This is a genomic window from Acinetobacter lwoffii, from assembly GCF_024129735.1.
Classification (GTDB): Bacteria; Pseudomonadota; Gammaproteobacteria; order Pseudomonadales; family Moraxellaceae; genus Acinetobacter; species Acinetobacter lwoffii_H.
The window spans coordinates 45,787-58,349 of the sequence record NZ_JAMXXK010000006.1 but is presented as its reverse complement, the minus strand read 5'-3'; the positions used below and the strand labels follow the sequence as shown (position 1 = coordinate 58,349).

The 12,563-nt window shown below is 44.4% G+C and carries 13 protein-coding genes and 2 tRNA genes; 5 read left to right on the top strand and 10 right to left on the bottom strand.

From position 1 onward, the window contains the following. Window positions 1-37: 37 nt before the first annotated feature. The 4 genes from NI469_RS03180 to tpiA form a co-directional block, all read right to left on the bottom strand. Window positions 38-114, bottom strand: a tRNA-Met gene (locus NI469_RS03180). 53 nt (window positions 115-167) lie between these two features. Beyond that, a tRNA-Leu gene (locus NI469_RS03175) sits at window positions 168-252 on the bottom strand. A 53-nt stretch (window positions 253-305) separates the two neighbouring features. Continuing rightward, window positions 306-635, bottom strand: coding sequence for a preprotein translocase subunit SecG (gene secG / locus NI469_RS03170; protein ID WP_005248398.1), 330 nt, complete (start codon window positions 633-635; stop codon window positions 306-308). Between the two features lie 13 nt (window positions 636-648). Beyond that, window positions 649-1,440 carry a triose-phosphate isomerase gene (tpiA, locus tag NI469_RS03165; protein WP_253174413.1) on the bottom strand — a complete coding sequence of 264 codons (792 nt, stop codon included), beginning with the start codon at window positions 1,438-1,440 and terminating at the stop codon, window positions 649-651. Between the two features lie 277 nt (window positions 1,441-1,717). On the opposite strand from tpiA, the gene pilB reads away from it, so the two are divergent. Genes pilB through coaE form a run of 4 tightly spaced genes read left to right on the top strand, consistent with a single transcriptional unit; the run spans window position 1,718 to window position 6,149 of the window. Next, window positions 1,718-3,427, top strand: a complete 1,710-nt coding sequence (pilB, locus tag NI469_RS03160) for a type IV-A pilus assembly ATPase PilB (RefSeq protein WP_253146323.1) — start codon at window positions 1,718-1,720, stop codon at window positions 3,425-3,427. A 31-nt stretch (window positions 3,428-3,458) separates the two neighbouring features. Next, on the top strand, window positions 3,459-4,688 hold the full coding sequence (locus NI469_RS03155; protein WP_253174412.1) for a type II secretion system F family protein: 1,230 nt from the start codon (window positions 3,459-3,461) through the stop codon (window positions 4,686-4,688). Continuing rightward, entirely contained in the window at window positions 4,688-5,548 is an 861-nt protein-coding gene (locus tag NI469_RS15825; protein WP_276534052.1) for a prepilin peptidase, read from the top strand. The genes NI469_RS03155 and NI469_RS15825 overlap by 1 nt, the downstream gene beginning before the upstream one ends. Before the next feature lies 1 nt (window position 5,549). After that, window positions 5,550-6,149 carry a dephospho-CoA kinase gene (gene coaE / locus NI469_RS03140; protein ID WP_253146321.1) on the top strand — a complete coding sequence of 200 codons (600 nt, stop codon included), beginning with the start codon at window positions 5,550-5,552 and terminating at the stop codon, window positions 6,147-6,149. Window positions 6,150-6,170: 21 nt separating this feature from the next. Here the strand turns inward: coaE and NI469_RS03135 are convergent, their stop codons facing one another. The 3 genes from NI469_RS03135 to ppnP form a co-directional block, all read right to left on the bottom strand. Next, the gene (locus tag NI469_RS03135) at window positions 6,171-7,094 is read right to left on the bottom strand and encodes a DMT family transporter (RefSeq protein ID WP_005108480.1); all 924 of its coding nucleotides are present in this window, start codon (window positions 7,092-7,094) and stop codon (window positions 6,171-6,173) included. A 6-nt stretch (window positions 7,095-7,100) separates the two neighbouring features. After that, window positions 7,101-7,850 carry a 23S rRNA (guanosine(2251)-2'-O)-methyltransferase RlmB gene (gene rlmB, locus NI469_RS03130; RefSeq protein WP_180086789.1) on the bottom strand — a complete coding sequence of 250 codons (750 nt, stop codon included), beginning with the start codon at window positions 7,848-7,850 and terminating at the stop codon, window positions 7,101-7,103. Window positions 7,851-7,984: 134 nt separating this feature from the next. Then, entirely contained in the window at window positions 7,985-8,308 is a 324-nt protein-coding gene (ppnP, locus tag NI469_RS03125; RefSeq protein WP_004281089.1) for a pyrimidine/purine nucleoside phosphorylase, read from the bottom strand. Between the two features lie 442 nt (window positions 8,309-8,750). On the opposite strand from ppnP, the gene recN reads away from it, so the two are divergent. Next, the gene (gene recN / locus NI469_RS03120) at window positions 8,751-10,412 is read left to right on the top strand and encodes a DNA repair protein RecN (RefSeq protein WP_253146320.1); all 1,662 of its coding nucleotides are present in this window, start codon (window positions 8,751-8,753) and stop codon (window positions 10,410-10,412) included. 86 nt (window positions 10,413-10,498) lie between these two features. Here the strand turns inward: recN and NI469_RS03115 are convergent, their stop codons facing one another. Genes NI469_RS03115 through NI469_RS03105 form a run of 3 tightly spaced genes read right to left on the bottom strand, consistent with a single transcriptional unit; the run spans window position 10,499 to window position 12,551 of the window. After that, window positions 10,499-11,485, bottom strand: coding sequence for a CsgG/HfaB family protein (locus NI469_RS03115; protein WP_222110689.1), 987 nt, complete (start codon window positions 11,483-11,485; stop codon window positions 10,499-10,501). Between the two features lie 52 nt (window positions 11,486-11,537). Then, a complete protein-coding gene (gene lpoB / locus NI469_RS03110; RefSeq protein ID WP_005108476.1) occupies window positions 11,538-12,137 on the bottom strand; it encodes a penicillin-binding protein activator LpoB in 600 nt (199 codons plus the stop codon). A gap of 12 nt (window positions 12,138-12,149) precedes the next feature. Then, the gene (locus NI469_RS03105) at window positions 12,150-12,551 is read right to left on the bottom strand and encodes a YcfL family putative periplasmic lipoprotein (RefSeq protein WP_005248406.1); all 402 of its coding nucleotides are present in this window, start codon (window positions 12,549-12,551) and stop codon (window positions 12,150-12,152) included. Window positions 12,552-12,563 lie beyond the last annotated feature (12 nt).

The following is a 12,563-nucleotide window of genomic DNA, read 5'->3' as shown; positions in this document are numbered from 1 at the left end:
TGCCTCTTGAAAGTTTGCGTCTTTAAAAAGGATTGATTGGTAGCGGGAGCTGGATTTGAACCAACGACCTTCGGGTTATGAGCCCGACGAGCTACCAGACTGCTCCATCCCGCATCAATAGAAGTTTTTCAGCTGCATACACCAACTTAAATTTCTGGATTATAAGTTGGTGCGGAAGGGGGGACTTGAACCCCCACGCCCGAAAGCACTACCACCTCAAGGTAGCGTGTCTACCAATTCCACCACCACCGCAGCTGTGACGCATTCTAGTCGTATCACTGAAAAAAAGAAAGGATTAATTAAAACTATTCGGTCGTTTCTGGTGCAGTTGGTGAAGTTTCATTCGATTGCACAGGTACGGTCGGCGCAGACTGAACAGATCCCAAACTATAGGCATTCGAGGTTTGTTGCTTGGCCAAAATCGCCAAAGTCAGACTGGTCACGAAGAACAGTGCAGTAAAAATCGCAGTTAAACGGGTCATGAAATTACCCGAACCTGAAGCTCCAAATACTGTCGCTGCACCACCGCCGCCGAAAGAGGCACCAGCATCTGCACCTTTACCATGCTGAACCAAAATCAAGACAATCATCAAAACAGCTAAGATAATATGTACTACCAGCACAAAAGTTTGCATGCTGAACTCCTAATTATTGTGTATTTGCAAATGCATGAGCAATTTTATGGAACGACTCAGCATTGAGTGATGCACCACCGACCAATGCCCCATTGATATCTGGGCAGGCTGCTAACTCTACTGCATTTTCCGGCTTGACACTACCACCATATAAAATCGCCATACTCTCGCCATAGCCCGTAATCTGGCTTAAACCTTGACGGATTTGTGCATGCATGGCCTGCGCATCTTCAGGAGAAGCTGTTTTACCTGTACCAATCGCCCAGATCGGCTCATAGGCAATCACGATATTTTTCCATTGTTCGGCTTCAACCACAGCAGCGATATCACAAATTTGTTGCAATACTACAGCTTCTGCCTGCCCTGCTTCACGTTGTTCCAGGCTTTCACCGACACAATAAATTACCGTCAAACCAGCACTTAAAGCATTCTTGATTTTAGCATTTAAAATATCAGCATTTTCTACAAATATTTCACGGCGTTCAGAATGACCCACCAGTACATACTGGATTTGACTGTCGGCCAGCAATTCAGCACTAACTTCACCGGTGTAAGCGCCCATTCCTGAAATACGTGAAACATCTTGTGCTACGGTATAAATTGGACGAACCGCAGATGATAGCTCTGCCTGAATCTGGCTTAAGGCAATCGCAATCGGTGCCACACCTAAATGACATTGATCTTCGGCAATTGGTGCAGTCTCCAGCAAATTCTTAATATCACGTACCAAGCTCAATGCCTCTGCCTGCACTGGATTCATTTTCCAGTTACCTATCACCCAAGGGGTAATCGTCGAAACCGACATAATTAACCTATTTCATTTACATATTTTGAATTGGGCACATTCTACACGGAATTGGAAAATTAAAAGAATAGTTTTCTTATCACTCATTCTCAGTTTAGACTATCCAAAATGGTTATTTTTTGTTATCACTTAAAAAAATGAGGACTTCTTCTAACCAGTTCATGCTTTTACTGGAGATGAGGAAGCTAGCAGCACTCTTGGCTATGGTATTTTTACGTAACAAACGTATAATTTTAATATAGCAATTAAAAGAATTTGATGAGTAGGCATTTATAGCATGACAGCATTACAGGGGTCGCCAAGATTTACCGGATTTATTCGTCGTTTGGTCGAGGAAGGCGTCATCTCGGCTGAAGATATGCGCAGTGCGTTGGCGCATGCCAAGCAAGAAAAAATCGATATCGTGGCTGAGTTAATTAACCAGCAGCAACTTTCCCCGACCGTCATTGCTGAAACGATTTCAATTGAATTTGGCGAACCACTGTTTGATATCAGTGCCTATGATCCTGCCCAAATTTTGCGGGATGTGATTGATGAAAAGCTGATTACCAAGCATCGCATCCTGCCGATTTTTAAAAATTCCAGTATTTTATATGTTGCGATCAGTAACCCCACCAATATCGAAGCAATTGATGCAGTCCGTTTTTCCACCAAACTCAATATTGAAACGATTATTGTTGAACACAATAAACTTGAAAAACTGATCGAGCAGAATTTTACTGAAGAAAGCACGTTTGAGTTTGATGAAGACTTTGATCTGGATGTTGATGTTGAATCCACCGATCCGAATAAAGAAGATGATGAAAGCAATAAAGGTGATGAAGCACCAATTGTCAAATATATCAATAAGTTACTCATCGATGCGATTCGTATGGGTGCTTCAGATCTACACTTTGAACCTTATGAAAAAATCTATCGGGTACGGTACCGGGTTGATGGAGTGCTACGCCAGATTGCAACACCACCACTACAGCTGGCAAATCGCTTGTCTTCGCGTCTTAAAGTCATGTCGCAAATGGACATTTCTGAAAAACGGGTACCGCAAGATGGTCGTATTAAATTAAAACTTTCTAAAAATAAAGCCATTGATTTCCGTGTCAACTCTCTCCCTACCCTGTTTGGTGAGAAGCTGGTACTGCGGATTCTGGATCCCTCCAGCGCGATGTTGGGAATTGATGCACTAGGTTATGAACCGGAACAAAAAGACCTTTTTATGCAAGCGCTGGACAAACCGCAAGGCATGCTCCTGATCACTGGTCCAACAGGTTCCGGTAAAACCGTTTCACTGTATACCGGTCTGAATATTCTCAATCGTGAAGATACCAATATTTCGACAGCGGAAGATCCAGTCGAGATTAACTTACAAGGGATTAATCAGGTCAACGTCAATAATAAAGTTGGCCTGACCTTCTCTGCGGCACTAAAGTCCTTCTTACGTCAAGACCCGGATATCGTAATGGTCGGTGAGATCCGGGATCTGGAAACTGCCGAGATTGCGATTAAAGCGGCGCAGACTGGTCATATGGTGATGTCGACGCTGCATACCAATAGTGCGCCTGAGACTTTGACCCGTTTACGCAATATGGGGGTGCCTTCTTTCAATATTGCCACTTCAGTCAACCTGGTCATTGCACAACGGTTGGCGCGTCGTTTGTGTTCACAATGTAAAAAACCTGCCGATATTCCGAAACAAAGCTTACTGGAGATGGGTTTTACCGAAACCGACTTGCAGCAACCTGAGTTCCAAATTTATGAACCGGTGGGCTGCAATGAATGTCGCGAAGGATATAAGGGTCGTGTGGGTATTTATGAAGTTATGAAAGTAACACCCGAAATTTCCAGAATTATTATGGAGGACGGCAATGCACTTGAAATTGCCGATGCTTCCGCACGCGCAGGTTTTAACAATTTACGCCGATCAGGTTTAATCAAGGTGATGCAGGGGGTGACTTCTTTACAGGAAGTCAATCGTGTCACCAGCGAATGATCGGGCGCTGATCTAAAATAAGGATAAAGGTATGGCAGTAGTAAAGAAAGGCCAGATGATGCCGATCTTCAGCTATGAAGGAATTGATCGTAAAGGGGCAAAGATCAAGGGGGAATTGCCAGCGAAAAATATGGCTTTGGCCAAGGTGACTCTTCGAAAACAAGGCATCAGTATCAAGACCATTCGGGAAAAGAAAAAAAATATTCTCGAAGGCTTGATGAAGAAAAAAGTCTCGACACTGGATATTACGATTTTTACCCGACAGTTGGCGACCATGATGAAAGCCGGGGTACCACTGGTACAAGGCTTTGAAATTGTCGCAGAGGGTCTGGAAAATCCAGCCATGCGTGAAGTCGTACTGGGTATTAAAGGCGAGGTCGAGGGTGGTAACACTTTCGCTGGAGCACTGCGTAAATATCCACAATACTTCGATAAATTATTCTGTTCGCTGGTGGAATCAGGTGAACAGTCTGGTGCTTTAGAGACAATGCTGGATCGTGTTGCAATTTATAAAGAAAAAAGTGAACTGCTCAAGCAAAAAATCAAAAAAGCCATGAAATATCCGGCTACAGTAATCGTTGTCGCCCTGATTGTTACCATTATCCTGATGGTCAAAGTAGTCCCGGTTTTCCAAGATGTTTTCTCTTCATTTGGCGCTGACCTGCCTGCTTTTACCAAAATGGTGGTCAATATGTCGGAATGGATGCAAAAATATTGGTTTATACTGATTATTGCCATTGGAATAGTAATTACCATTTTTCTTGAAGCCAAAAAACGTAGCAAAAAATTCCGCGATTTTCTGGATAAGGCGGCACTTAAAGCACCGATTTTTGGAGATTTGGTATATAAAGCGATTATTGCACGTTATAGCCGCACCTTGGCCACGACTTTCGCAGCCGGTGTACCGTTGATTGATGCACTGGAATCTACTGCCGGCGCCACCAATAATGTGGTGTATGAAGATGCCGTGATGAAAATCCGTGAAGATGTCGCCACAGGTCAACAACTACAGTTTGCCATGCGCGTGACCAACAAATTCCCATCCATGGCAGTACAAATGGTCGCGATTGGTGAAGAATCTGGTGCACTAGATGCCATGCTAGACAAAGTAGCCACACATTATGAAAATGAAGTCGACAATGCAGTTGACGGCTTAACCTCGATGATGGAACCGCTCATTATGGCTGTTCTCGGTGTGCTTGTCGGTGGTCTGGTGATTGCCATGTACCTTCCAATTTTCCAAATGGGTTCTGTGGTTTAATGCAAGATCTTATTCAATATTTTATTCAAAACCCAACGGCGTTGTATATCGCAGTTGGGCTTTTTAGTTTATGTATCGGCAGCTTTCTGAATGTCGTGATTTACCGCACTCCCAAGATGATGGAACAGGAATGGCGTACTGATTGCCAGATGTTCCTGCATCCGGAACAGCCGGTGATTGATGAAACTAAGTTAAGTTTAAGCAAACCCGCTTCAGCTTGCCCCAAGTGTCATCAGCCAATCCGCTGGTACCAGAATATTCCAGTTATCAGCTGGCTGGTCTTGCGCGGCAAGTGCGGCAACTGCCAGAATCCCATCAGTATCCGCTATCCACTGATTGAGCTTCTGACCGCGGCCTGTGCGCTGATGGTGGTGGCTGTTTTTGGTCCGACTGTCCAGATGTTATTTGGCCTGATTCTGACTTATGTCTTAATTGCACTGACTTTTATTGATTTTGACACCCAGTTATTGCCGGACCGTTATACCCTGCCCCTGGCCGCGCTGGGTCTGGGCGTCAATAGTTATGCCCTCTATACCTCACCGAGCGCTGCCATCTGGGGCTATATCATTGGCTTTCTGTGTTTGTGGGTGGTGTATTATGTCTTTAAAATCATCACCGGCAAGGAAGGCATGGGTTATGGCGATTTTAAATTGCTTGCGGCTTTGGGTGCCTGGATGGGTCCATTATTACTGCCTTTAATTGTGCTGCTGTCTTCCCTGGTAGGTGCGATTATTGGCATCATTCTGCTAAAAGTTCGCAAGGAAAATCAGCCTTTTGCTTTTGGTCCTTATATTGCTATTGCCGGTTGGATCGCTTTTCTTTGGGGTGAACAAATTATGAAAGTGTATTTAGGTCAGTAAATTGAAATTTGTACTCGGTTTAACCGGCGGGATTGGCAGTGGCAAGTCTGCTGCCAGTCAGTGGTTTGAAGCACAAGGGATCACGGTAGTCGATGCCGATGTGGTAGCGCGTGAAGTGGTCGCGATTGGCCAGCCTGCACTGACCCAGATTCAGCAGGCTTTTGGCGATTGGGTATTGCTTGCCGATGGTTCACTGAATCGTCGTGCCTTGCGTGAATATATCTTCCAGTCTCCTGAAGCACGCAAAACTCTGGAAAGTATTACCCATCCGGCAATTCGCACTTCCATTATCCAGCAACTACATGCTGCGCAAAGTCCCTATGCCATTCTGGTTTCTCCTCTACTGTTCGAAACCAATCAGCACGAACTCACTCAGCATACCTTACTGATTGATGCCACAATCGAACTGCAAATTGAGCGGGCCTCACAACGCGACGGGCAGAATATCGAACAAATTCGCAATATCATTGCTGCCCAAATGTCCCGCGAACAAAAGCAGACCATGGCCGATGATATTGTCCTAAATGATGGTCATCTGGATCATCTCTATGCTCATCTCAGACTATTACATCAAAAATATTTAAACATGGCAGCCAGCTGAAGCATAAAAAAAACAGTCTGATTAAGACTGTTTTTTTTGTTCTGCTAATTTTCGGCTTAGACTGTCCTGATGCTGTAACCAGCGCCATGGCTGTAAGGCCCCAACTGCCATACCCATCAGGCCACACACCATGGCCAGACTTAAAGTTTCATTTAATAAAGGTACAGCCAGAATTGCCGCAATAAAAGGTGCAAGATTGGTAATACTGCCTGCCTTAAATGCACCAAGACGCTTGATGGCTTCTACATAACTTAAAGTAGCAATAATCACCACAAATATGCCGTGAAAAATGGTCTGAAACAGTAAATGCTCGGGTTCAGGCACACTCAGGTTTTTCGGTAAAAATAGCAGATAAATCGGCACATAAACCACTGCCGACCAGATCGCGACACCACACATTGCCTGCCATGCAGTTAGCTGATATTTACGCAATAAAACGGTAAAAATCGCCCAAAGTATAGCACTAATAAAAAACAGTCCGTCTCCTGCTCCAAAGGCCACACCAGTTTCCCTATACATCAGCATACTCATGAGACATAGTACTACGATCATAATGATCAGGCTGGCCCAGGTATGTTTATCAAAAGCCTGCCCCATCAGAAAAAAAGCCATAATCGCGGTACAGATTGGAATACAGCCATTCAAGAAAATTGCAGCATGGGCGGTAGGTGCGTAGTGAAAAGCGCTATAGGCAAACAGGCAGTAAATCACCCCACCAATCATCGCTAAAATAAAAGGCTCTTTTTTCAGTAAAAAAGCGGCCTCTTTACGATAGAGCAAGATCGGCATCAGAATCAGGAAGGCCAGAGAAAAACGCAAGGCCACAATATCCCAGGCACTGATCTGCCAAAGTGCATTCAGGCGGGCCGTTAAGGTAAAACCGCCCCAGATGCACATGGTAACAACTAAAAAAACATAGCCTTGGGTACGGTCTGACAATGCCATCATCAATTAAAGGTTACGCTGACGGCAGGCTTCATACAGTGCCATACCTGTAGCCACACTGACATTCAGACTTTGCAGATTACCTGCCATCGGGATATACACGGTCTGATCACATTGGCTTTGCGTAATTGGACGCAGACCAGTATCTTCCGCACCCATCACCACACAGACACCAGTACCGGTGAAATCAAACTCCTGAATCGGCAGCGCTTTTTCATCCAGCATGGTACCGACGACTCGCACATTAAAGTCTTCTTTGATTTGACCCAAAGTACGCGCCAGATTAGTCACCTGAATAAATTTGACTTTGTCCGCACCACCAGCAGCCACTTTACGTGCTGTCGGGGTTAAAGTTGCAGAACGATCACGTGGCGCAATCACTGCCTCAACGCCCATTGCAGCGGCTGTACGGATACAGGCACCGAGATTATGCGGATCAGTAATATGATCCAGAGCCAATAACAATGCTTGAGGATTCGCACTCAACAATGATTCAAGATCTTTTTCATTCAGGGTTGGATGAGCACGTACCGCAGCGACCACGCCTTGGTGAAACGGTTGCCCGGCCAGTTTCTCCAGTTTGTCACGGCTGGCTTGCTGCACACTGATCCCAAACGGTTCAGCCAGTTCCAGTACACGCTTTAAACGCTGATCATCGCGTCCTTTGAGAGTGAATAATGTCAAGACACGTTCAGGCTCAAGCTCTAACAATGACTCCACTGAATGTACGCCATAAAAATATTCAGGTTTTGCCATGAACGACCTCTAGATTAGTTATATACAAAAGAAAAATCCCGTAAAGCTGACTTCACAGGATTTCTATAGCTGATTAGTTTAACCGATTCGCACTGAAATTTCTTGCCCGGTTTGCACTGATCTTGAATCTGGACTTAACCTTCAAAATGGCAGACATAATCCAGCACATCATCGGTTTCAATTTTAAAACGGCTATTGCCCGGCACATAGAAAGACTGACCGGCACGGAACAGCTCACTTTCTTCGCTATCACCAATCTGAACACGGCATTCACCTGAAACAATTTCCATACGCTCAGGAACATGTGTTTCAAAGGTCAAAGCATTTTCTGATGGCAGAATGACACCCAACGTTTTCTTGGTCCCGTCTTCAAATTGTACAATGTGACTAATACACAACCCGCCGAAATATACATTAGATTTTTTAAGTACCGATACATGATCAAACTGAGCTGACATGCGATTTCTCCAGATAAAGCATTTTGTAATATTTTGATTGCTGTAGTTTAAATGTGCACCCTCAACTAATCAATCGAAGTTTGTCGGCGTCGATCAAATATTCTGTATCACCTGAACCCCTTCTATTTACAGCATGTTTTGGCCTGTATTTTGCTGATAGATAAACTTAAGTTTCGATCTGCACGCGCTCTTTTAAAAACAGGCTCAATTGAGTCTTTAATTTAAAGATTGGGGATGTCAAAAATATGAAAATCAGCAGTGAATTAACATACTTCTGAGTCAGCTTCTTGCGAAAATACAGTGAAATAAGCATATATGAATCGTTAAAATTTAAGATAGAATGAAATTGATTCGTCCTGATTTATAATAATCACAGCCATGTTGTGACCCAAATCCAACATCAGGCTATTTCAATCAAACTTTTCGCAGCCCGGATGCGTTTATGCTGACACATTTAACTCTGATCAATTTTGCTTTAGCCGAGCATCTTGCTATTGATATTGATAAAGGTTTTAACGTTTTAACCGGTGAAACCGGTGCAGGTAAATCCCTGTTACTGGATGCATTGTCTGCCTGTCTGGGTGAGCGAACCGATACCAATTATGTGCGTTATGGTACGGAAAAGGCGGATGTCACCGCCAGTTTCAGCTATCAGGAACACAGTCCTGAAGCCGCATGGTTAAAAGAACATGAACTGGATGATGAGTCAGGTGAAATTCATTTACGCCGGGTGATTTTTGCCACCGGCCGTAGCAAGGCCTGGATCAATGGACGTCCGAGTAGCCTGTCTGAACTAAAAGAAATTGGGCGTTTACTGGTACAACTCTATAGCCAGCATAGTCAGCAACAATTATTAGAACCGCCTTATCCGAAGCACTGGCTGGATCGTTATTATCATTTTTATGTGCCGGCGCAAGCCGTACGTGATGCGTATAGCACTTGGCAAAAAAATATCCGCCAGCATCAGGCAGCTTTGGATGCACAAGCGACACGCAAGCAGCGTCTGGAAACCCTTGAGCTGCAACTCGAAGAACTGGAAGAAATTGTTCAGACGGATTATCCTGAAATTGAACAGGAATTTGATCGGCTCTCGCATCATGAAGCGATCATGCAGGACTGTGTCTATAGCCTGAATAGTCTGGATGAAGGCGAACAGAATATTTCCCAAGAACTGGCTTCCATTCTACGTCGCATGGAATCACATGCCGGTCGTAGCGAACAGCTTTCCGGAATTTACACCTCCCTGCTGAATGCCCAAAGCGAACTTGAAGATGCAGCAGCGAATTTACGCCAGTTTATGGATCGGCAGAGTTTTGATCCGGAACGCATGGAAGTACTAAATTCGACTTTAGAAATCTTCCATCGTCTGGCACGTAAATATCGTACCCAGCCAGAATTACTCAAAGAAGAATATGAAGCCTGGCAAACCGAATTAGAACAGCTGCATCAACTGGAAGATCCGGAAACACTGGCTGAACAGGTCGCGGTTTCTTATCAGGAGTTTCTGGATAAAGCCCAACATCTGGATCAGATTCGCCGTGAAGCCGCAGCACCGTTGGCCAAGCAGCTCACTGAGCAGGTCAAACAACTGGCATTGCCTGAAGCACATTTTGAGTTCAAGTTTGAGCCTTTGGAGCATCCCTCTAGTGAAGGTCTCAGCTTTATTCAATTGCTGTTTACTGCCAATAAAGGCATTCCGGCACAGCCTTTGGCCCGGGTTGCATCAGGCGGTGAACTCTCGCGTATTGCGCTAGTGATGCAAGTCATGAATGCGGAAAAAACCGAAGCTGAAGTGCTGGTCTTTGATGAAATTGATGTCGGGATTAGTGGTGGTACCGCAGAGATTGTCGGGCGTTTACTGGCCGATCTGGCCCAGCATGTACAGATTCTGTGTATTACCCATCAGGCACAAGTGGCAGCACAATCTGATCAGCATCTACTGGTAAAAAAACAGCAGACTGATCCTGCCAGCAGCACAATCATTGACCTTGAGGAAAATGAAATTATTCAGGAGCTTGCAAGAATGACAGGCGGTGTAGAGATTAGTGAAACCACCTTGCAACATGCCCGCCAGTTACGTCAGCTGAAATTTCAGCAGGCTTGAGCTACTTGTAAAGCGACACATAAAAAATCCCTGCATTTAGGTCAGAGATTCTTTATGTGTTAAAAATCATTCGAACTAATATTAACTTACCATTTTACAGGTTGATCGCTTGAACCTGGCGTCATTTCATAGCCCGGTGATGAATCATAAGATTGACCAGTCTGCGACTGTACAGGCTGTAATTTTAAGCCCTGTAAAATTTCCGGGTTTAAGCCCTGAGCAATTTTATCCGCCGTACTGTCATTTAAACTATTGGTCAGAATATTCTGTGTCATTAAATTAGACAGAGTTCGATTGAAAGTGCCCGCTGCTACCACTTTACTGGTATTGGCTTCAATGACACGCCAGCTTAAACGCACTTGTTCAGCGCCGGCATTCAAACCATACATTTGCTGATGGCTGGCACTAGACAGATCATTAATTCGTCCCACCAGTAAATAGTCTGCTCCAACTTTCTGACCGATACGCGCCAGCTCATGCGGTGCACCATCCCAATACAGGAATGCATTTTCAGACTGCATTTCATCCAGATAATGACGATCTACCACACTCAACTGTCCGCTTTGAGCCAGATAATTTCCTAAAGTATCGGATAATTCCTGACTAAACTCATAGGCAGATGTGTCATTGGCCAGTCGGTTATTTTTCTCGGCCATCTGGAATGGCAATACTGCAATCCTGCGCAAATGCTGGTCTTGTACAGTCGATTCAAACTTCACCACATGTGCGCGAACTTTGGCACGGTAATTATTTTTTGCACCCGTCACACTCAGCACCTGAAACTTGGTCACTGAACCTGAACCTTGATTTGCCACACTAAAAACTGGTGAAACTTTACCGTTATAACTCCAGCCCTGATTATTCACCGATACAGAAACAGTCTCTTCATAATTCATTTGGGAAGAAACTGAAGCACCATTTACCGATTGCACAGCAATTAATAAGGCTTCAGAAATCGCCTGGTATTGAGTTGGACCACTTCCACTGGCTTCTTTAACCACTTCTTTAATGGCTGCAAAGGCCGGAGCGCTCAACAATCCAGACAACAGGCCTGCAAGTAATATTTTTTTCATATTATATTCTTCTACAGTCACTGTGCCAAAAGCACAGTGACCTTCATTGAAATTACAGACCAAAAGTCGAGCGTTTGCCTGCCTTACGGATTTCTTTCTCGCCAGTCCACTCTACGATACCAGTTTGCAGGTTTTGCAATTTAAAAGTGAACTTGTAATACACATCACTCTTGCCACCGGCATTCTTCACAATACTCGACAAGTTGCCATTTAGCATAAATTCGGCACCAATATGACCACCGGCACGTACTGCTGTTGACTGGTTCACCATACCGCTTTGCTTTTGATAAGCTAGCTGCTGTGCCACCGCATTCACCGATTTCATATCAACAAAACGAAATTTTCCAGAATTGATTAGTTTGTTCTGAATACTGTCAGTAATCGATTCGGTATCGATATGTTCCTGGGTTTTGTTATGAATCCGATCAAGGACAATGACCGGACGGCGGTTTTGGGTCATTTGCACCACTGGCGGGAACATCAACATGTCATCCACCATTTTGGCTGCAATCATTTGCAAGTCAGTTGAACCAAAGTCTGTGGTTAAGGTTTCGACTGCTTGGGCATCACCATAACTTACTGAACCAGTAGAGGCACAGCCACTAAGCAGTGTCGTAGTTGCCAATGCGGCGAAAATCAATTTTGCGTTCATTTCAAGTCTCTCTTATTTTTTCAAATACACAACAACATCAACAGCAGATGGATTTGGCGCCAAGGACTGCACACCTTTGGTTTCACGTCCGGTTAACTGGATCGGCTTCCAGATGGCACCTTCAGGATTAACTTCCACACCTTGTGCATCCACCCAAACAATCTTGTAGCTAAAATCTTTATTGTTAAAACGGCGGTTTTTGATCGCGATTGAAGCACGCTTTAAATCACCAACCAAGCTCATATTCACACGTTCCACAAAGACTTCCGTAGTTAATACCGGATTATTGGTAATGGTGCGGATACTCATTTCATTATTGGCATTGGTTTGGGTAGATAAGGCATTCGGTGCGGTACAACCCACCATGAACAGCGCCCCTAAACCAAGTACAGCAAAGCTAAATTGACGTTTCATATTGTTCCCTTA

Bases quoted from the DNA above. Each gene is read 5' to 3' on its own strand.
- secG (WP_005248398.1), bottom strand. From the start codon at position 635: ATGCAAACTTTTGTGCTGGTAGTACATATTATCTTAGCTGTTTTGATG.
- tpiA (WP_253174413.1), bottom strand. From the start codon at position 1,440: ATGTCGGTTTCGACGATTACCCCTTGGGTGATAGGTAACTGGAAAATG.
- pilB (WP_253146323.1), top strand. From the start codon at position 1,718: ATGACAGCATTACAGGGGTCGCCAAGATTTACCGGATTTATTCGTCGT.
- NI469_RS03155 (WP_253174412.1), top strand. From the start codon at position 3,459: ATGGCAGTAGTAAAGAAAGGCCAGATGATGCCGATCTTCAGCTATGAA.
- NI469_RS15825 (WP_276534052.1), top strand. From the start codon at position 4,688: ATGCAAGATCTTATTCAATATTTTATTCAAAACCCAACGGCGTTGTAT.
- NI469_RS03135 (WP_005108480.1), bottom strand. From the start codon at position 7,094: ATGGCATTGTCAGACCGTACCCAAGGCTATGTTTTTTTAGTTGTTACC.
- rlmB (WP_180086789.1), bottom strand. From the start codon at position 7,850: ATGGCAAAACCTGAATATTTTTATGGCGTACATTCAGTGGAGTCATTG.
- ppnP (WP_004281089.1), bottom strand. From the start codon at position 8,308: ATGTCAGCTCAGTTTGATCATGTATCGGTACTTAAAAAATCTAATGTA.
- recN (WP_253146320.1), top strand. From the start codon at position 8,751: ATGCTGACACATTTAACTCTGATCAATTTTGCTTTAGCCGAGCATCTT.
- NI469_RS03115 (WP_222110689.1), bottom strand. From the start codon at position 11,485: ATGAAAAAAATATTACTTGCAGGCCTGTTGTCTGGATTGTTGAGCGCT.
- lpoB (WP_005108476.1), bottom strand. From the start codon at position 12,137: ATGAACGCAAAATTGATTTTCGCCGCATTGGCAACTACGACACTGCTT.
- NI469_RS03105 (WP_005248406.1), bottom strand. From the start codon at position 12,551: ATGAAACGTCAATTTAGCTTTGCTGTACTTGGTTTAGGGGCGCTGTTC.